Origin of the sequence: Pseudobythopirellula maris, assembly GCF_007859945.1 — a bacterium.
Lineage (GTDB): Bacteria > Planctomycetota > Planctomycetia > Pirellulales > Lacipirellulaceae > Pseudobythopirellula > Pseudobythopirellula maris.
In genome coordinates, this window is sequence record NZ_SJPQ01000003.1 from 79,588 (window position 1) to 99,496 (window position 19,909).

16 protein-coding genes are annotated in these 19,909 nt (G+C 63.5%); 10 read left to right on the plus strand and 6 right to left on the minus strand.

The genetic code is table 11. The features are described 5' to 3' along the window. Positions 1 to 197 precede the first annotated feature (197 nt). From ectA to Mal64_RS13230, 3 genes are all read left to right on the plus strand, one after another. Positions 198 to 713 (plus strand): diaminobutyrate acetyltransferase, encoded by a 516-nt coding sequence (gene ectA, locus Mal64_RS19875; RefSeq protein WP_197525743.1) that lies wholly within the window; start codon positions 198 to 200, stop codon positions 711 to 713. Beyond that, the gene (gene ectB / locus Mal64_RS13225) at positions 713 to 1,987 is read left to right on the plus strand and encodes a diaminobutyrate--2-oxoglutarate transaminase (protein WP_146401022.1); all 1,275 of its coding nucleotides are present in this window, start codon (positions 713 to 715) and stop codon (positions 1,985 to 1,987) included. The genes ectA and ectB overlap by 1 nt, the downstream gene beginning before the upstream one ends. Before the next feature lie 80 nt (positions 1,988 to 2,067). Continuing rightward, positions 2,068 to 2,469 (plus strand): ectoine synthase, encoded by a 402-nt coding sequence (locus Mal64_RS13230; RefSeq protein WP_146401024.1) that lies wholly within the window; start codon positions 2,068 to 2,070, stop codon positions 2,467 to 2,469. Between the two features lie 266 nt (positions 2,470 to 2,735). Here Mal64_RS13230 and Mal64_RS13235 read toward each other — a convergent pair whose 3' ends face one another. The 4 genes from Mal64_RS13235 to Mal64_RS19880 form a co-directional block, all read right to left on the minus strand. Continuing rightward, positions 2,736 to 3,284 (minus strand): MarR family winged helix-turn-helix transcriptional regulator, encoded by a 549-nt coding sequence (locus Mal64_RS13235; RefSeq protein WP_146401026.1) that lies wholly within the window; start codon positions 3,282 to 3,284, stop codon positions 2,736 to 2,738. Between the two features lie 226 nt (positions 3,285 to 3,510). Further along, entirely contained in the window at positions 3,511 to 4,242 is a 732-nt protein-coding gene (locus Mal64_RS13240; protein ID WP_146401027.1) for a hypothetical protein, read from the minus strand. Between the two features lie 216 nt (positions 4,243 to 4,458). Next, positions 4,459 to 5,721, minus strand: a complete 1,263-nt coding sequence (locus Mal64_RS13245) for a hypothetical protein (RefSeq protein ID WP_146401030.1) — start codon at positions 5,719 to 5,721, stop codon at positions 4,459 to 4,461. Between the two features lie 54 nt (positions 5,722 to 5,775). Further along, positions 5,776 to 7,347 (minus strand): hypothetical protein, encoded by a 1,572-nt coding sequence (locus Mal64_RS19880; protein WP_197525744.1) that lies wholly within the window; start codon positions 7,345 to 7,347, stop codon positions 5,776 to 5,778. Between the two features lie 466 nt (positions 7,348 to 7,813). Between Mal64_RS19880 and Mal64_RS13255 the strand changes: the two genes are divergently transcribed. Beyond that, positions 7,814 to 8,560: a putative ATP-dependent zinc protease gene (locus tag Mal64_RS13255; RefSeq protein ID WP_197525745.1), complete on the plus strand. Its 747-nt coding sequence runs from the start codon at positions 7,814 to 7,816 to the stop codon at positions 8,558 to 8,560. On the opposite strand, the gene Mal64_RS13260 is transcribed toward Mal64_RS13255, so the two are convergent. Then, complete coding sequence (locus tag Mal64_RS13260) at positions 8,527 to 9,126, minus strand: hypothetical protein (protein WP_146401034.1); 600 nt, start codon at positions 9,124 to 9,126, stop codon at positions 8,527 to 8,529. The two genes, Mal64_RS13255 and Mal64_RS13260, sit on opposite strands and share 34 nt — an antisense overlap. A 720-nt stretch (positions 9,127 to 9,846) precedes the next feature. Between Mal64_RS13260 and Mal64_RS13265 the strand changes: the two genes are divergently transcribed. Continuing rightward, the gene (locus Mal64_RS13265; RefSeq protein ID WP_197525746.1) at positions 9,847 to 11,382 is read left to right on the plus strand and encodes a phenylacetate--CoA ligase family protein; all 1,536 of its coding nucleotides are present in this window, start codon (positions 9,847 to 9,849) and stop codon (positions 11,380 to 11,382) included. 159 nt (positions 11,383 to 11,541) lie between these two features. On the opposite strand, the gene Mal64_RS13270 is transcribed toward Mal64_RS13265, so the two are convergent. Continuing rightward, positions 11,542 to 12,618, minus strand: coding sequence for a DUF2817 domain-containing protein (locus Mal64_RS13270; protein ID WP_197525747.1), 1,077 nt, complete (start codon positions 12,616 to 12,618; stop codon positions 11,542 to 11,544). Positions 12,619 to 13,195: 577 nt separating this feature from the next. Here Mal64_RS13270 and Mal64_RS13275 point away from each other — a divergent pair. The 5 genes from Mal64_RS13275 to Mal64_RS13295 all read left to right on the plus strand — a co-directional run bounded on the left by Mal64_RS13275 (position 13,196) and on the right by Mal64_RS13295 (position 19,906). Beyond that, positions 13,196 to 16,738 (plus strand): tetratricopeptide repeat protein, encoded by a 3,543-nt coding sequence (locus tag Mal64_RS13275; RefSeq protein ID WP_146401039.1) that lies wholly within the window; start codon positions 13,196 to 13,198, stop codon positions 16,736 to 16,738. Between the two features lie 69 nt (positions 16,739 to 16,807). Further along, positions 16,808 to 17,098 (plus strand): EsaB/YukD family protein, encoded by a 291-nt coding sequence (locus tag Mal64_RS13280; RefSeq protein ID WP_146401041.1) that lies wholly within the window; start codon positions 16,808 to 16,810, stop codon positions 17,096 to 17,098. Next, complete coding sequence (locus Mal64_RS13285) at positions 17,095 to 17,475, plus strand: DUF4190 domain-containing protein (RefSeq protein WP_146402169.1); 381 nt, start codon at positions 17,095 to 17,097, stop codon at positions 17,473 to 17,475. The genes Mal64_RS13280 and Mal64_RS13285 overlap by 4 nt, the downstream gene beginning before the upstream one ends. Positions 17,476 to 17,504: 29 nt before the next feature. After that, positions 17,505 to 18,731 carry a HesA/MoeB/ThiF family protein gene (locus Mal64_RS13290; RefSeq protein ID WP_146401043.1) on the plus strand — a complete coding sequence of 409 codons (1,227 nt, stop codon included), beginning with the start codon at positions 17,505 to 17,507 and terminating at the stop codon, positions 18,729 to 18,731. Further along, positions 18,728 to 19,906 (plus strand): Mov34/MPN/PAD-1 family protein, encoded by a 1,179-nt coding sequence (locus Mal64_RS13295; RefSeq protein WP_197525748.1) that lies wholly within the window; start codon positions 18,728 to 18,730, stop codon positions 19,904 to 19,906. Before Mal64_RS13290 ends, Mal64_RS13295 begins: the two co-directional genes overlap by 4 nt. Positions 19,907 to 19,909: the final 3 nt, after the last annotated feature.

Sequence of the window (19,909 nt, forward strand, 5' to 3'; positions counted from 1 at the left end):
CAACTATTAGCATTGCAATTATCCCCGGGTGGCTTCTAGCCTTTGCCCTCCCCTTTCCTCCCTTGTCTGGGCAGGAGTTGGCTGTCTTGTCGTTTCAGGCCCTTCAGGCCTTGGCGGGAGGGTTGTCGACCGATCGTTCCGGACCCGTACCGATAGCACAGCAGCCCCATCTCTCTCAGCAATCCCCCTCACTCGCATTGCGTTGCGCCGCCAAGGCCGACGCCGGCGAGATCGAACGGCTGGTGCGCGATTCGGGTGTGCTCGACGTCAATTCACTCTACGCCTACTTGCTGCTCTGCGACCACTTTGGGCAAACCTGCCTTGTCGCGGAGCGGGCTTCGGGCGAGCCAGGGGCGGCGGACGGGCTGGCCGGCTTTTTGACCTCTTACCTGCCGCCGGCCAAGCCGGGAGTCGCGTTTGTCTGGCAAGTCGGTGTCGCCGACTGGGCCCGCAAGCAGGGGCTCGCTAAGCGATTGCTGGGACGCCTGATCGGGCTGCCCGAGCTGGCGGAAACGCGATACCTCGAAACCACCATCACCGATAGCAACCTCGCCTCGCGGCGCCTGTTTACTTCCTTCGCCGAGCAGATCGGAGCTTCGGTGCGGAACGACACGGGCTACACCACCGCCGACCTAGGCGGCGAGCACGAGGCGGAAAAACTCTACCGGATCGGCCCGCTCCCCGCGGACCGGTCGCCATTCAAGGAGCTTTAATGGACACGCAGGCGGACACGCGGATTTTTGACCAACTCGAATCGGAAGTGCGATCGTACTGCCGGATGTGGCCGGCGGTCTTCACCAAGGCGCAGGGGCACACCCTCACCGCCGAGGACGGACGCGAGTACCTCGACTTCTTCGCCGGCGCCGGCGCGCTCAACTACGGGCACAACAACCCGAAGCTCAAAGAGCAGCTCGTCGAGTACATCCAGAAGGACGGCGTGACGCACTCGCTCGACATGATGACCGAGGCGAAGCGCGAGTTCCTGCAGACGCTCGACGACGTCGTGCTGTCGCCGCGCGGGCTCGACTACAAGGTCATGCTCCCGGGACCAACCGGCACCAACGCCGTTGAGGCCGCCCTCAAGCTGGCCCGTTTGGTCACCGGCCGCACCAACGTGCTGGCGTTCACGAACGCCTTCCACGGCATGACGCTCGGCTCGCTCGCCGTGACGGGCAACGGCAGCAAGCGCGCCGGCGCCGGCGTGCCGCTGAGCAACGTCACCCGGATGCCCTTCCACCGCTACCTGGGCGAAACCGACACGATCGATCTGCTCGAGCAGCACCTCGACGACTCGAGCAGCGGCGTCGACAAGCCGGCGGCCCTGATCCTCGAAACGGTCCAGGCCGAGGGCGGCATCAACATCGCCACCAACCCCTGGCTGCGTCGGCTGCAGAATCTGCTCAAGCGGCACGAGATCTTGCTGATCGTCGACGACATCCAGGTCGGCTGCGGTCGCACGGGCAAGTTCTTCAGCTTCGAGGCCGCCAACCTCGACCCGGACATCGTTTGCCTCTCCAAGTCGCTCTCGGGCTACGGCGTTCCCCTCTCCGTGACGATGTTCCGCCGCGAGCTCGACGTGTGGGAGCCCGGCAAGCACAACGGCACCTTCCGCGGCCACAACCTGGCGTTCGTCACCGCGACCGCCGCGCTCAACGAGTACTGGCGCGACGACGAGCTCACCAAGGCCGTCGGCCGCAAGTCGAGCACCGTGCAGGAGACCCTGCACAGCCTCGCCGACGAGTACGGCGCCCAGGTCCGCGGCCGGGGCATGATCAACGGCATCGAGTTCGAGACCCCCGAGGTCGCCCCGCTCATCTCGCAGGCGGCGTTCGAACGCGGCCTGCTGGTCGAGACCGCCGGCGCCAACGATCAGGTCGTCAAGCTGATCCCGCCGCTGACGATCGACGAGGACGAGCTCGCCCGCGGTCTGGGCCTGCTCGAGGAGTGCGTGCACGACGCCCACCGCGAAGTCGCCGTCGCCAGCTAAACGGGCGCGGCCACGCGGCCGCCGCCGTGGATCGCGTCACCGCATCTCATTCAACCCATTCGCTGAGGAAAGAACCGAAGATGATCGTTCGCTCACTGGAAGAACTGAAAGACGCCGGCCGGGTCGTGTCCGACACCGGCTGGACCAGCCGCCGCCTGCTGCTCGCCGATGACGGCATGGGCTTCTCGGTGCACGACACCGAGATCGACGAGGGCGCCAAGCTCGAGTTGCACTACCAGAACCACCTGGAGTCGGTTTACGTCATCGAGGGGACCGGCCACATCACGGACCTGGCGACCGGCGAGAAGCACCCGCTGCAGCCCGGCACGGTTTACGCCTTGGATCAGAACGACAAGCACATCCTTGTCGCCGAGACCAAGCTGCGCACGGTCTGCGTGTTCAACCCGCCGCTGGTGGGCCCCGAGTCGCACGACGAGAACGGCGCCTACCCGCTGCTGACGGCCGAAACCGCCGCCTCTTAAAGACGAATCGCCATGGGCTAGAGCGGTTTTCGAATTGGTGTGGACGAGCGGGGAAGCGATTGGGGGCGTGGCGAGGAAGCCGAAGCAGGCAATGCGGTGCATTGCCGATGCAGGCTGACGAAGCCATGACGCCGATCGCGAGCCGAGCGTCTACACCAATGAGCAAACCGCTCTAGATTCCCCCCCGGGCCGCTGGCCGGGGGGAGTCGGCCCATCGCGTCTCGCGCCCTCGCCGCCGCCGCTCGCAAGCCCCGCGGCCCGGGGCTTTAACCGAGCGGCTTCTCGTCGACGACGGGCGCCAAAACCGGCGCCACGTCGAGCTCTTCGGCGCCCATCATCTCCACGATCGTCTCGAGACTCGTGAGCAGATTCTGACGCTCGGCGTCCGACAACGCGTTCAGCCGGGTCAAGAAGCGTTCCTGCAGCGGCATCGGGAGCTTGCGTATCTTCGAGCGGCCGCCGGGCGTCACGCGCAGCAGCACCCGCCTGCGATCCTCGGTCGCCCGCTCACGCGTGATCAGGCCGAGGTGGTCGAGCCGGTCGAGGATCCGCGAGACCGTCGCCGGGCTGAGCTGCACGGTCTCGGTCAGTTGGGCGGCGGTGATCTGGTCCTTCGCCCCCGCCTCGCCGATCAGCCGCAGGCAGATCAGCTGCGTCGCCGAGAGCCCCGCCTCCTTGGCGAGCTGGCGCGAATGATCGGCCGTGCGTCGCAGCACCCGCCGAATCGCCTTCAAGATACGGTCGGCAACGGCGTCCCCGGGCGTCGCCTGCGAGGCGACCTGCTTGCGTTTCGTCTCGTTTCGGCCATTCGGCATCGGCTAAGAACTTCTCGGCAGCGGCTCTAAAGGATCGATTCCAACACGGCGGTCGCGAACGCCAGTCGGCAAAATATCTAAGCGGTTTGGCGCCAGTATACTCCCCCCCGCCCCAACCTCAACGGATCCGCGGCGGCTCAGTCGTGTTGGGGGAAACCACAGCGTTCCCACCGCCTCCGGCCCCACCGGCTCCCACCCACCGGCCCCCACCCATCGCCCCGCGGCCTCAGCAGCCGCGACGCCCGGCTGGCGCCCTGCTCAGCCCCGCGGCGCCGGCCGCCACGATCGCCAGCCAAAGCCCCCGCGGCTCGGGCGCCTGCGTGGGGTTTGCGCCGAGGGGGAGCGATTGGCCGAAGTGGGCGATCCACAGCTGATAGTCGTCGTCGTCCACCACGCCATCGCCGTCGCCATCGGCGGCCAGCCCAAAGCCCGCCGAGCCGCGCAGATCACGCCACACGGTGAAGTCGGCCGCGTCGACCACGCCGTTGCCGTTGTAGTCGCCCGCGAGTGCGGGCGCCGGGAACTGCGAGGCGACTCCGTACCCCAAGTCGCGCAGCAGCGCCGCGTCTAACTCGGTCAGGTGCTTCCGCACGCCGCGCAGCGCGTTTGGATCGAGCGACGCCTCGGACACGATGTCGCCCGAGCCCCACACGATCGATTGCACGTTCTGAGCGAAGTGCCCCCCCACGGCCGGCACGGGGCCGCCGTACGTGGCGACAAGGTTCTCACCGACCAAGTCGCCCGAGCCGTCGAGCCCCACGTAGGCCGCCATGTTGCTCGTCGTCGCCCCGAGCGCGTGGATCAGCTCGTGCAGCGCGGTGGCGTATAGGTCGAGTCGGCCGTCGGCCACAGGGTCGACCGACTCGAGGTCGAAGCCCTTCCAACTGTCCGACGAGGTCGAGTAACGCCAGTTGTCGCTCGGCGTGTCGAACGTGGGGGTCTTGTCCGCGTCTTGCACGCCGTAGTCGTCGGTCGGGTCGACGCCCGGCGGCTGGCCGGCGTACCAGCTGTCGCTGAGGTCGAAGTAAACGCGCCCGCCCCAGGTGTTGAACTCGGCGCCGGCGAATGAGTCGCTTACCTAAATCGGTCGACTTGCACAAGTAGCTTAAGCCTAGGGGCGTGCCCATTAAATTGTTGGTCGAATCTCGCTGGAGCTCTACAGCCAGGCTATCCATCATTCAGTATCACTTACGCTTAATTGATTGACCAAACGCGTATGCGATTCCTCTAGAGATCTAAGATTCATTATTACCTGACGACAATAAAGAGGCCCGTGATCGCTGAATCTCATGTAATCTCTCACGGAAGGAGCGGCCGTGCTCGCACCAAGAAGAGGATCAGAAGCAGGATCACTATTACTACTGCTCCCCACTGCGTCTTCCGTCCACTTCACAATTAATTGAATATCTTCAGACAAGACTCTAAGCTGTTGCAAGGTAACGTCTTTCGCGAGCGTATTCGGCCTTCTTTCGCTGAGGTAATCGAAGATGCTTTTCATCCGCGCAATCTTCTGCGGACTTGTCGGTACAGTCAAGTATACATTGGACGCAGATAGCAACAGCCTCTCTTCTGCCTGAATGCACATCTCCACTGGAAGCTGTGGAACCTCATACGAAGCAAGGACTCTAAGAAGGTCAATGCGTGGGGCAACCACTGCTAAATCGTATCCGCCCGCGTCCTCCCGCTCCCATTCTTGAACGCTCCGCATCTTGCTAGAGTCTGCATACTGATACAAACGATCAAGCACCCCTTCTCTCGGCTGCGCGTCACCCTCTGTTAACTGCAAATCAGCTAGACTAGGGATTGCATGTATAAGAGCCTCGATGGCGCTCGCGTTGGGTTTCTTTGTCATGCAGTCAACATACGCATTCGCATGCCTCACAGCATTGCCCATGTCTCCCAGGCTTGCGTGCTTCCTAGCTAAGAAGAGGTAAAATATCGCTCCGTCGCTACCAAGTGCCCCACTTTCGGACATGCGGCCAAGCCGCTCCTCAACCTCGACCAGTTGGCCAGTATTTAAGAGCACTCTGAGCAGCGAGAAGCTATACCTTTCATCATCGCCGGCGAGAGATGCTCGTTCTGCAAATGGCTGCGCTAGCTTCCAATCACCAAGCATCTCGTAACTTAATGCTATACCCATCGCGTCATCCGCTGAAAGTATTGATGGGTCAGAATCAGCGAATCGATTCACTATGCGTGATAATTGCTCATGGTACGAATGCTCCAAGGTACCTAGGCCCGCACCGCTTAGACCATCAACAGGAATACGCTTAAAATGAGACTGTACACTATTGTAAGCAGCAAGCGGCGACACGCTAGCCATGTCTAACTGACCAGCTGCATGCACGCCAGAACTGCGATTGCTACCCGCTTCAATCTCAGCGGCACCCACCGAGTTGCAAGCGACACACAGCACGATGCACAAATAACGCAACATACCCCCCATAGGATCACCTCCGCTAGTATTTGATTACATTAATACAGCGTGCCGCTACTCAGTTAGAGTAGCACTCATGGATACTTCACCCACCACCGCGCTAGAGGCATCCCCTGTTGTAATGCCATACCCACCAGCCCCCCACTGCCCTGCATACATCTCATAATCGTCTCCTACCAATACAGCCTGCGTAAACACAAGCTCCTCCCGCAATGATGGCTTGAACACAGGCCCAGACACCGCCGCTGCAGCATTAACGTCATCCTCAGTAGAGGAGGTTAGGGTGTGACTAATTTCCCAGCCAGCCGCCCCCTGATACACCGCCTGCGCCACACTATCACCAACATAAGCCATTACCGTATACCCCTGGTCGAAAGAGGCATCACCATGCGACTCAAGGCGTATGCACCCTTTCATGGTGGCTAAACCATTACTCGTCCCCGCCGGCTGAAGTGGAGTCCACTCATTGTAAGAGTAGCAATGAACGTCCCATTCTGGCCGTAGCACTCCTGCGGAAAGCGACCCGGTACTAGAAGTAGAGTAGCAAGAAGAACTGCCGACTGGCAGTAAAAGCGATGCGCCTACCGGCACGCCACAGTTGCCTGAATAGCAGGACGCATGCGATTGAGCATACTCCATGGGTGAAGACAGACTGGCAGGTATAACCCAAACAGAGGTATCGGAGTCAGACGCAAAGTAAGAGTCAGATGACGCGGCGTTGTCGCAGACGCCGTTCTCGGTGGATACTGATACATCCCCATACTGCGAGGGGTAACCTAGTGTCTCTGCAGCACGCTGGAACAATACTTGGTGAACATACGGACCCTCTTCCTCCTCCTCTTCCTCCTCCTCTTCTTCCTCCTCTTCCAACTCGAAGCAACCGAATTCATACTCCTCTTCCTCTTCCTCTTCCTCTTCCTCTTCCTCTTCTCCACCGCCCTCGCAGAAAAACTCCGCCGCTGATGTAGCCACTGCGTCTGACAATCCAGACGTGTCTGCATCATCCATGGAAACGCAGTCGGAGCAAGTGTAGGTGGGCGGCAAGAACCCAGCTGGGCAACCGGTTGTACCACTCAATGACACACCGCTGCAAGAAATGGAGGTGGAGGCCCGCACGTTCCCCTGCGTTTGCCCGGGGGACAAAGGCGTGACCTTGTGATACACAGTGTTAACACTGGGAACCGCAATGAGCCCCCCCGTACCATCCCTGTTTGCGGGCACTTGAAATCCCGTACTGCTATTGCCAAGAGCACTTACAGACCAGCCGAAGCAATGGCCCTTAGAACTGCACGTGCAATAAGCGTGCGCGTCTGCATTCCCTTCACTCGAGAAATCCACCTCAGATAATATCTTTAGATATATAAAGCACTCACGACGGCAGTCGGCGTCGGGGACATCGCAGATCCAGGATGTCTTGCTGTTAGATGACGCATCAGCGTATGACTCGCCATCACCATACACCAAACACAACTCCTCCTCTTGTTCATACTCATAATATGGGACTTCGTACTCCTCCTCCTCCTCCTCCTCCTCCTCCTCCTCCTCATCATCATCCTCCTCCTCCTCTTCCTCCTCGCATTCACACGGGGGATGACTGCATCGTGCTTGGCCATTTGAATTAAACACCGCCTGCGATACTGACGTAGCAAAGGCGACAGCGGACTGCTGCCCTACGGCGACTGGACAAGACGCCTGCGACATGGCAAGCGAATCAGCGTGCGACCCATCACGACTAGCTGTTGTCGCTGCAATACTAAATGCGAGCACCTCCGAGAACACCGATGCAGGCGACTCCGCATGCGACGCAAAACACGGCCCATACTCGTACCCCAACGTAGCCTCATCGCCTGCGTAACTGGAACTCGAAGTCGTGGATCTCATGTCATTAGAAGGATGGCCCTCATACGCAATACGCGTACACACGACTTGCCCCCTCTCTTGCTCTGCCACTACACTGCAGTTCAGTGAGCTGTACAACATCAGCGCAGCTGCAATTCGCAACCCTCCGACATAGCGTTCATGTGCAATAGGCATGGTATCCCCACAGAGTAGTAATTTAGTAGACAGCACCCCCCCCAGAAAGGAAGTCGCAGTGGCCGCATTAGAACAGCCCCTGAGAGATTGTCAAGAAAATAGATACCCGAATAGCGTGCGTACCATGGGGGGGCTGCAAAGCCTTCCGGTGATCTACGAAACCAAGAGTGCAGAACGAAGGATTAACGGTCTACTACGACTGTTTGCAACTGCTTTTCTAACTCTACTTCTGTTCGCACTAGACGGAAGTGCACTTGCTCAGCCAGCAGCGGAGAAGATGGGTGTAAAGAAGGCACCCACTGACAGCACGCCAGCCGTCAGCACGGGTAAAAGCAGTCACAATTCAGATTCAGCAGCAGAAAGTGACTCAATCGCAGCCAATGCGCAAGGCAAGATTATTATTGGTGGAACGACACTCGCCTCTATTGGTAAGGACGCGGTACCCATGGTCGCCAGAGTCGATACAGGTGCAGAAACGTGTTCCCTGCACGCAGAAGAAGTCAAGCTCAGCGGAGCTTCTCGTCGCCCTTCAGAGAATGTAGGACGGAAGATCACCTTCACAACATATGACAGAAATACAACTCCTGTCTTGATGTCACACGAGATCATGGCTTATGCCTACGTTCGCACGCTGGGCGGGGACCAAGTTAGGTACAAAATCATTATTCCCATCATCGTTTCCGGCAAAGAGAAGAAAGTCCTTGTCACCTTAACAGACCGCAGCGACATGCAGCATAGACTACTGCTGGGTCGCAATCACTTAAGAGGCGACTATGTGGTAGATGTAGAAATAAAAGGCCCCTGAACAAACATGCTCTCTCCGCATTCGGAATCTAGCACCAAACGAGCACATATGTCTTCCATGTAAACGGTGCTCTCGAAGTAGGAGTCGACGATCGAGACATTGCTGCGGAAGAAGATGTCGTCCGTCGCCACGACATTGGCGCCCGTGAACGAAGCACTCGAACCGCTGTTCAGCTCGATCTGGCCGGAGCTTCCGCCGTCGACCATGAGCGACGAGCCAATCATCGTCAGCGAGCTGCCCGAGCCGAAGGTGATCTCGCTGCCGCTGACCGTCAGCGAAGAGCCGCTGTCAAGCGTCAGCGAGCCCATGCCGAAGTCGATGTCGGCCGCGGCCGCCACCATGTCGCCGTCAACGATGAGCGAGTGCTCCACGTCGCCCGTGCCGAGGTCGATGACCGGCGTGGCGAGGAACGAGCCCAGCCCGTCCGGCGAGTCGTTCCAGTTGTTCTGCTCGAAGAAGTCGCCACCGGTGAGGCCGACGTAGTAGTAGTCGACTGCCGAGGCCGTCGAGGCGGCGGCCAACAACGCGGTGACTGCGCACAGGCGCGCGGCGATGCATCGAATCATGAGGTCTAATCTCCAGGCGTAAAGCGAGAAACCGAAAACGACGGTGGAGCAGCCGGCCGGCGCTGCCGCGCTCGGGGCATGTCCTCCAGAGTCCACAATTGCCTCGACTGTCCGATCGCAATCCAGCAGGGGCAGACACGCCCCGCCACGACCAAAGTCGAAAAAGCGGCCGCAAGGGCCGCCTACCATCAGGGTGGGAAATCCAGTGGGGAAGGTTTCGTGGGGATCGCCTGTAGGCTTGCGGCAGGGACCGAACTCGTTGGGCCCTCGCGCAAGCGCGACGTCATGCTAACGCTGCCGCAGCGGTAATATAATCAGCCACCCGCAATTATGCGGTTAACCGCGGCCCCGCAGTAAACCTCTGTGGATGGCTTTCTAGCGCCCCCTAAGAACCTGCTGCATATGCTGTTGGCGGAGTCATTGCAGCGCCATGGTTGATGAATAGAGCCAGGGAGAATGCACCTGTCGCCCGGAGGCGTCAACAACAGCAGGTGGTGATCGCTGAGAGTAATGCACAGCAGCCGCGGCGATCGGCAAAACGCTCGCGGCGTGCCCCCTGATCGGCCTGCTGTCGGCCGGCGTCTCCGGCAGCCTGGCTGGTCGCTGTGCATGCGGGCGGCGAGGTGGGTGGAGGTCCGGCTCGCGTGCTTCGTTACCTTCCCACGGCTGGATAGCTCTTTCGAGCGGTTTCGGTGCGGTTTGGCACGGAAACTGGAGATCATGCCTCATAAGTACAGTGACGAGATCGACTTTACTTCTCCCTGCCCTACGACGAGCGCCGCCCGCGTGACTGAAAACTCCCCGCTTGATGCGTCCCCCCCTACCCTGCCCGAGCGTCTTGAGAACGTCGCGAACGGGCTCTGGCAATCGGTGCGGTTCGGCGCCCGCGCTCTGGAGCTGAAGGCAGACACCACCGCTCCGCGCGAGCGGATTGAGCAGAAGCAACGGCGGCGGTTGCGTAGGCTCTTGGCCCACGCCAAGGAGCACTCGCCTTACCTCGCACAGAAGTACGCCGACCACGATCCCGAGACGGCCCGGCTCGAAGACCTGCCCACGGTGAGCAAGGGTGAGGTGATGGAGCACTTCGACGAGTACCTCACCGTCGACCTGAAGCGCGACGAGGTCGAGGCGTTCATGGACGACGAGGGCAACCTCGGCAAGCTCTGCCGCGACGAGTTCGTGCTGAGCCACACCTCGGGCAGCACCGGGCAGCCGCTGCTGCTGGTTAAATCGCGTCGCGACTTCGAGCTGCTGTTCGCCCTGCAGGCCTCGCGCGGCAACAGCGAGGAGCTCGACCTCTCGCAGATGCTCTCGCGGCTGGTCGAGCCGGTGCGGCTGGCGGCGGTGACGATGCAGCCGGGGTTTTACCCCTCGGGCACGGCGTTCCAGTACATGCCCGAGGGGGTGCGCAACTTTATCGACGTGAAGCAGCTGTCGTTCAGCGACTGCAACTTCGCCGAGCAGCTCGCCGAGTTCCGGCCGACCCACCTGTCGACTTACGCCAGCATCCTGCACGACCTGGCGCGTCGCGAGGAGGCGGGCGAGATCAACCTCAAGGATAACTTGCGACAGATCACCAACATCAGCGAGGTGCTGCTGCCCGACATGCGGCGCCGCTACGGCGAGCTGTTCGGCGCCACGATGCTCGACGACTACGGCATGGGGGAGTGCTTGTTCTTGACGAACGGCTGCCCCAAGACAGGCGGCATGCACGTGAACGCCGACTGGGCGATCGTCGAGACGGTCGACGAGGAGAACCGCCCCGTGCCCGTCGGTGAGCGCTGCGCGAAGGTGCTCGTGACCAACCTCGCCAACCGCGTGCAGCCGTTCATCCGCTACGAGGTGAGCGACATCCTGGTGATGGCGCCCGACGAGTCGTGCGGTTGCGGCAGCCGGCTGCCGCTGATCGAGCGGGTCGAGGGACGCACGTCGGACCTGCTATTCGCCCGCCAAGGCGACGGCTTCCGCTCGTTCCACCCGGGGCTGATCGAGAAGGCGATCGGCTCGGGCGCCCCGGTACGCGAGTACCGTCTGACCCAGGACGAGCTCGGCAAGGTTCGCATCGAGGTCGAACCGATCGGCGGCAACAAGCCCGACACGGCGGAGGTCGAGCGGGCCGTGCGCGAGAGCCTGGAGACGGGGGGCGTCGGCGACGGACTCGACGTGACGGTCGAGGTGGTCGAGCGGCTCGCCCCCGAAGACGGCGGCAAGTTCAAGCGCGTCGTGCTGAACGTCGAACCGCCGAGCGAAGACTAGAGCGTTTTTCGAATTGGTGTGGACGAGCGGGGAAGCGATTGGCGGCGTGGCGAGGAAGCCGAAGCAGGCAATGCGGTGCATTGTCGATGCAGGCTGACGAAGCCATGACCCCGATCGCGAGCCGAGCGTCTACACCTATGAGCAAACCGCTCTAAGGCCTCAGAGCAAGCCGATCGCGTGCTCGACGAGCGTCAGCCCCTTGGCCAACGTGCGCGCTCGCCACTTCGGGCTCTGCGGGGCGAACGCCTCGGCCAGCCGGCGTCGGGCGGGGTGCTGTGGGCCGATCGTGGGATCGGCCCGCGTGGCGCGGTTCTCGGCGACCATCGCACGCAGCACACGGAACGCCGGGTAAGTGCCGAACTCGGCGGTGGTGTAATGCACGGCGCTGCCCGGCAGCAGCTCCTGCAGCCAGGGGCCAAAGCCGCCGCGCACCGGGTATCGCCGGGGGCGGTGGGCGGCGACCACCGTCTCGTGGGGATAGGCGTTGTGCCACCACGCCTCCTCCTCGGGCCGCTCGCCCTCGGAGAGCAGCAAGTCGCAGCGGCCGCCGCGTCCCAACCCGGTGTGGATGTCGAGCCAGATCGTCTCCTCGCAGGCGCCGAGCAGGCTCGGCAACAACGCGGCGAGCCGCGCGCCCGACTGCGAGAGCCGGCGGCCGCCGTAGAACAGCCAGTCGTCGTGCTCGTACTGCCCGGGAGGCAACGTCTCCCAGAACGACCGCACACCGTGACGCGCCGCGAGCAGCACCATCGGCAGGCCGGTAAGCCCCCGGCGGCGGCGCGACTCGCCTCCCAGCGCACGGCGGAACGCCGAGGCGAGCGGCGGCGCCCCCGTGTACGCCTGCTCGGCGAGCAGGAAATTGCGGTTCAGGTCGACGTTGTCTTCGTTGAATCGCCGCCGCCAGGCGAACCCGTAAGGGTTGAGCGCGTGCAGCAGCAGCACCGCGGTCCCCTCGGGCAACGACTCGGCGCCGGCGGCGAAGCGTTCGACCCAGCCGCGCTGGATCGCGGCGCCGAGCGGGGCCTCGACGCCGTGCAAGCCGGAGCTCACCACAACCACTCTCCGCGGCCGCTGCGCGCCGAACAGAGCGGCGTCGACGGCGAGCTCTTCGCCCTGGGGGCCCGTCGCATCGATCGCCATCGATTCCCGCCACGCCACGTCAGCCGCGGTCGCCTCGCGAAAGAGCTCGCGCGATTCTTGGTAACTCGCTGGAAACAGGTCGTTGGGCTGCCGCACGGGTTCCTTACTCGGAGTTTCCCTTACCAGGTCTTGCCTACACAAGAATCCGAAAACAGGGGGCCGTTCATGGGTCAGGGCTGAGGATTCGGTGCGTCGCCAGCGGTGCTCAAGGTCGACAACGGTGCTCAAGAGAAATCGCAAACTAGAGGCGTAACACTTCTTGAGCTCTCAGCCAATCGCTAATCCCCGATCTAGCGAGCCGCTCGGCCCCTCCTGCCGCAGGCTTCTATTCTAAAGGATGGCGTGACTCGCAAGAACAGGCGCCGCCACTCTCTATACGCTCTTATGCGCTCTCCCCCTGCTCTCCTCAGTGCGTCCGCGGCGGAACGGAATTGGGCAAAAAAACCCAGCGCTTTCGAGCGACCATTTTGACCTCGAGGCGGCGGGACCGGAAACGCCTTAGCGTTTCGGCGGCGTTTGGTCGTGATATTAAGGTGGGACCTCTCTCGAGGGGCTGCTATCTTGTGAATCGCTGTTCGATGTTGAAAAACACCGGCCGTGACGCCGCCACTCTTTTGGGCGCCGCGTGGTTTATCGATTGACACCCTGAGAACATGGAGCGGCCGATCTTTCCATGGCGGATGAGACCCACGAATACGACGCATCGATCCGGCTCGAGCCGATCGAACCGACGCCCGCCGCCAAGCCGCCCCGCGCCGCCGCCAGCCTGCCCGCCTCCGAGGGGTGGGCCGAGTTGGAGCAGCGCGGCGGGCGCCAGCCGTGGGTCTACGCCCTGGTGGGCCTGGGCGTCTTGCTGAGTGTTTCGGTGCTCGGGCTGGTGGCGATGAAAATCGCCTCGTACAAGCCGGTCGACTTGTCCGAGTTGGAGGTGGCGCCGATTCGGTCTCACAGCGAGCTGCGCAAAGAGTCGGTGCGTGTCTTCTCCGAGTACGAAGTCGCGGCCGGCAACGCGGCGATGACCGAGACCGAGTTGACCGAGCTCTCGGAGGTCGCCGCGCTGTTCACCACCTACAGCGAGCACATCGAGGCGGGCGAGACCGGGCGGCTTGTCGAGCTGATTGACTACGATCGTTTGATGAAAAGGACACTCGACCACGGGGGCCTCAATGGCTGGTCCACGCTCGAGAAGAACCAGTTCCATCGCAACCTGAGCTCCTACGCCGATCCTGTCAGCCTGTGGACCAAACTCAGCGTCGTCGGCCTGGTCAATCCGCAGCCCGGCGGCAACACGCGCGTGGCTTACGTGCTGGGAACGACTAGCGACGGCGATCAGGGAGAGATCCGCTTCTGGCTGTACCGCTCCGATGAGGGCTGGAAGATCTACGACTGGGAACGCCTGGACCTGTGCTTTTCGGAGTCGCGGCTGAACAGCGCCTACTGCAGACACACCGGCACGCCCGCCATCACCGGGTTTGAGAAGTGGGTCGATCTGGTCGATGAATCCGATACTTTATTGGAGGAAGGCGAGCTCGAAGCGGCCAAGGAGAAGCTCCGCGAAGCGGAGCGGCAGACCCCGGCTCCGGGGCTGAGCGACTACCAGTGGTTGCTCACCGCCTACCGCTGGTCGGCGTTGAACGAGTCGGACGACGTGCTGCGCTGCTGCGATCGAATCGCCAAGCCCGACAAGATCCCCGGCGCCCACTACCAGCGGATGCTCCACCAGCAGTGGTCCAACCCCGGGGCTGCGCTCGAAAGCCTCATTCGGTACGAAAGCACGGTCGGCCCCACGCCGGACACCATCGAGCAACGGGCGCAGCTGCTGTCTCGGATGGGGCGTGAGCAAGAGGCGGTCGTGCAGTGGCGGCGTTTGCTGAAGCGTGAGCCCGAATCGATCGCCGCGCTGCGGAAAGTGCTGTTCGCCCTGCCCCAAGAAGACAAGACGAGCTTCGGCGACGACCTCGACCGCCTGGAAGATCCTGCCAAAACCGCGTCGACGCTCGTCGCGGCGGCCGGCTACCAGGACCTCGCCGCATTGCGTTTCCTGACCGACTATCTCAACCGCCGCACGCCAGGAACCCCCGAAGCCCTGAGGGCCCAGGCTGTGGTCGACGAGATCGCGGGCGACTACGACAGCGCCGCCGACCTGCTGCGGCGTGCGTTCGTGACCGAAGGCGACCCAGACGCCCAGGCGACCAGCGTCGTTAACTTCGTGCGTGTGATGGCCGAGAACAATCAGGCAACCGACGCCCTCGGGCAGATCAGCACCGAGAAAGCTTTCGAGGAGCTGCTTTACAGGTACGACGACGGCGAAATCGATATCACCGACGAGGAGTATCGCAAGGCGATCGAAGAGTTTGGGCGCCGCTTCCCCAAGAACCTCGACCTCGTCTCGCGACAAATCAGTCAGCTGGTAGACGACGAGCGGTACGCCGAGGCCGAGCGGTTGGCCCGCGCAGCGCGTGAACGGGCCCAGGCTTTGGCCGAGGGCGAGGACGAGCAAGCCGAAACGGCCTCGTATCAGGCGGATTCGCTCGGCTACCTGCTGACCCGAACGATGTTTGAACAAGGCAAGACACTCGAGGCGTATCGCGCCGCCGACGATCCGGCCCAGGGATTCCTGCAGCTGGCGCGGCTCGCGCTGGCGGACAAGCGGATGGACCACGTCGACTGGCTCCTCGAAGCCCATCGACGCGATCACCCGGACGACCCGGCGCTCGAATTCATCCGGGGCGAGGTCGCCGCGCAAGACGAGCGTTGGCCGGAAGCGGTCGCGGCATTCCGGCGGGGCTTCGAGGCCTCGGGCGAGACGGGCGACTTGTGGCAGTGGAACTGGCGGATGCTGACGCTGTGTGTCGAGGCGGGCGACTGGGAGTCTTATCTCGCGACACAAGAGAACAAGGACCAGGCGCTCGAGAACTACGCCGACGAGCTGATCGAGCGCAAGGCGTGGGGCGAGTTCAACAAGATGATCACCCAGCAGCGTCAGGGCAGCAGCTACGACGCGCGCCTCGACCTGCTCGAAGCGGAAGCGGCCTGGGCCCGCAACCGCCGCGACGACTTCCCGTCGTACGCGTTCTCCGCCGTCAACAGCGATGAGCTCGACTTGTCGGCGTACCAGCGTGAGGATCTCCTCGAGCGCGCGCTGGCCGCCCAACTCAGCACCAATCAGCCCAACAAGGCCCGCGGCTGGATCTCGGTTGTCGAAGACTCGACGCACCGCAAGCAGCTCGAGCTCATGCTCCACGCCTCTTCCGGCCAGCCGGCGAAGGCCCTGTCGCAGATCCAAGATTTGATCAGCGAGGGCGGCAACGCCACCGAATATTACTGGAACGATTACTTCGGCCGGCTGTTCGTGGGCGGCGCCTTCCGCGAACTCCACGAGGAGCACCCGGTCGAGGCGCCGTACAGGCTCGTGCAGCTCCAGGCCGCCGTGCTGATGGACCGTCCGATCGAGTTGCAGCGAGAAAAGGTGGCGGCCGCCGCCAATCGCCTGAACCCCTTCGCCTCGACGGCGCCGCTCCGTTTTGCCGGAAGCACGGAGAACGCGTTCCTCGTCCGCATGGTCGACGTCAACCTGTGGGTCGCGTGCGGAAGCGGGACCTTCCGCCCGGGGTGGGAGACCGATAGCGATTCTCTCGAGGTCGAGAAAGCTTTGGACGAATCCTCCGCCTGGCTGGCGGTCGGGACCGCCAGCTGGCAAAGCCCCGATCACGAGAAGGGCCTCGAGGCGGCCCGCCATTTGATCGCCGAACTCGCTCCCGACGACACACGGGCATGGTGCGTGCCGGGAGAATACTCTGGGGGTTTCGTCGCATTCCCCGCCGAGCCCGAGTCGATTACACTCTGGCGGTCGACGGGCGAGACGGCGCCGCTGAAAGACCGGGCCGTGGCGTTGGTCAACAACACCCCCTCGGACCAGATCGCCGCCAACCGCCGGTTCAACCAGTTATTGCGTAAGGCCGCGCACCGGTTCGAAGAGACGCCCGGAACGCGGCTCGAGGTGTGGGGCGTTTTTTCAGGCGACCCGCCGCTCGACCCCTTAGTCATCAACGTGACGTCCGTCGAGCGCACGTCCGGATCGCTCCGCTTTGATGGGACGCTCGGTCGCTCTTCGACACTCGTCGAGGAGTTGCGAAGCGACACGCCGATGCGGATCGAGCAATACGAGACCCACGCCTTTCGAGTGAACGGCGGCAAGGTCTTCGTGCGTCCCTAAGGGGCGCCGAGCCGCCCCCTGCGCCCTCGTCGTCGAATCAACCACGGATCGCGGACGGAAGCAAAGCGAATGAGCGACATTTCGATCGAAGTTTGGGACGCCACGGGCAACAAGCGGCAGCTCGTCGAGGCGCCCGCCGACGCCCCCGTGAACCGGCTGATCGCCGTGCTCATCGAGCGAATGAACCTGCCCCGGCACAGCCCCGACGGGCAGATGATGAGCTACAAGTTCCATCACAAACGCTCGGGCCGTCAATTGCTCGAAACCGACACGCTCACCTCGGCCGAGGTCGCCAGCGGCGACGTGCTGCGGCTCCAGCCCGAGATAACCGCGGGCTCCGGCCCGAAGAGGGCCCAATGACGAGCGAAACGAAAAGCTGCCCGAGGTGCGGCGAAGAGATCCTCGCCGTGGCGAAGAAGTGCCGCTACTGCCAGGCGTACCTCGATCCCCTCCTCATGGCTCAGAACGCCCCGAGCAGAATCGATCGATCGCTCACGCCGGTCGGACGGCCCGGCAGCGCGATCGCCGCCGGCTACTGCGCCCTGTTTGCCATCGTGCCGGTTTTTGGGATCCCCTTTGCCTTGGCCGCTTTGGTTCTCGGCATCCTCGCGCTGAAGAAGATCAATGAGGATCCCTCATTGGTGGGCCGCGGGCGGGCGTGGTTTGGGATTGTGATGGGAGGCTTGATGTTGTTTGTTTCATTGGCCTTGATTGTGATGATTGCTCTGGGCGCATGATCCACTGAGCCAGAAGCCCCGGGGGGGGGATGTCCGAAACAATTCATCTCGATGAGGAACTCCGTGGCGACGGCGGCGACGGACGCTTCGCGCGCTTCGAGCTGATCGGCTGGTGGGACCAGAAGAAGCTCGCCGGCGCGCGGGCGCTGGTGATCGGGGCGGGCGCGCTCGGCAACGAGATCGTCAAGAACCTCGCCCTGCTGGGCGTGGGCCAGGTGCTCATCGTCGACCTCGACCAGATCGAGATGTCGAACCTCTCGCGCTCCGTGCTGTTCCGCGCGGACGACTGCGGCCGAGAGAAGGCGGCCGTGGCGGCGGAGCGGGCCCGCGACCTCTACCCCGGCATGGGCGCCCAGAGCCTGCGCGCCAACGCCGTTTACGACCTCGGCCTGGGCGTCTACCGCTGGGCCGACGTGATCCTGGGCGGCCTCGACAACCGCGAGGCGCGGGTCGCCATCAACCAGGCCGCCGCCAAGGTCGGCAAGCCGTGGATCGACGGCGCCATCGAACGCCTGGACGGCGTGGCGAGGGTGTTCGACCCGGCCTCGGGGCCGTGCTACGAGTGCACGATGAGCGAGGTCGACTGGAAGATGCTCGAGGCGCGGCGCAGCTGCGCGTTGCTCTCGCGCGACGAGATCGCCGAGGGCAAGACGCCGACCACGCCGACCACCTCGTCGGTCGTGGCGGGCGTGCAGGTGCAAGAAGCGGTCAAGCTGCTGCACGGCCTCCCCGCCCTGTCGGGCCAAGGCTTTGTGTTCGACGGCGTGTCGCACCAGAGCTACGTGGTGAGCTACTCGCAACTCGAGGGCTGCCCGAGCCACGAGGCGATCGAAGAGGTCGTCGAGATCCAAGAGAGCGTTGCGGAGCTGACCGCCGGCGCGCTCCTCGACCGCGCCCGCCAGGAGCTCGGCCCGACGGCCGTTCTCGAGTTCAACCACGAGCTGCTGGAGTCGCTCAGCTGCGGCCCCTGCGGCGCGACGACCCCCAAGCTCTCTTCGCTCGGCGCCGTCAAAGAGTCGGACGCCCTCTGCCCCGAGTGTGGTGAAATGCGCGCGCCGAACCTGTACCATTCAATCGCCGATGGCTCGCCGCTGCTCGAACACAGCCTGGCCGAGCTGGGCGTGCCGGCGTGGGACGTGGTCGTGGCGCGGGCCGGCCTGCGGCGACGCGGCTACGAGCTTTCAGGCGATCGCCCCCACGTGCTGGGGCCCTTGGTCGATCTGCCGGCGAACGAAAACCTACAGGAGCGATCGTGAGCGGCATCGACGTGCGACAACTCTCCGACGACGACCTGCCGACGCGGGCGTTCCCGGCGCCCCGACAGGAGCCGTTCCGCCTGTTCCTGGCGCCCGAAGCCCACCGCGCCGTTTGGGAGCACGCCAAGCGGGACACCTCGGTCGAGATCTGCGGCGTGCTGGTCGGCCGCTGGGGACTCGACGACGACGGGCCGTTCGCCGAGGTGGTCGACTGCATCCGCTGCGAGAACGCCGCGAGCCGGTTCGCCGAGGTCACCTTCACCCACGAGTCGTGGGAGCAGATCAACAACGAGATGGACAACCGCTTCAGCGAGGAGCGGATTGTCGGCTGGTACCACTCGCACCCCGACTTCGGCATCTTCCTGTCGGACCGCGACACTTTCATCCACGAGCACTTCTTCGCGAACCCCGGCCAGGTGGCGATGGTGGTCGACCCGGTGCGCGGCTCGGAGGGTGTGTTCGCTTGGAGCGACGGCAAGCCCACGCCGCTGGCGCATTACTGGGTCGGCGAGGCGATCCAGACCGACGCCGCGCTCGAGGCCCCTCAGCCGAGTCGGCGACCGGCCGACGACCCCGCCGGCCGGCACGAGCCGGCCCCCGCGGGGCGGCCCGCGGCTTCGACGCCGTTGACGGTGGTGATGCTGCTCGTCTTGACCGCGCTGATGCTCGGCTACTTGCTCGCCGGACAGCGATCGCGTTGGGAGCAGCAGCGGCTCGTCGAGGGGACGGTGGCCCATTACGGCGTCAACCGTCTGCTGCGGATCGGACTGCAAGAAGACCTCGACCTGATCCAGGCCCAGATCGGTTCGGCGCGCAAGGCGATCGCCGCGTTGCCCGAGCTCGGCCCCGAAGCAACGCCCGACGAAGCGGCCGCGCACCGGGCCGAGCGAGATCGGCTCGTCAAGCTGCTGCGCGGCAGCCAATACGACCTGCAGTACGTCCAAAAGAAGTACTCGCTGTCCAACGTCGAGCGGCAGGCGATCGCCCACCTGATGACCAGCAAGCTCGCCGCCCGCCGCCTAGAAGAGGCGGCCGAAGCCCCCGCAAAGCCGACGCCGCCGGCCGAAAACGACAGCGCCGCCGCCGAAGTCGACGCCGATCAGGGCGAGGCCGAGACGGAAACCGCGGCGCCGACCTCTGCGCCAGCCGCCCCCACGCCTCCGACCGCCGAGTGACGC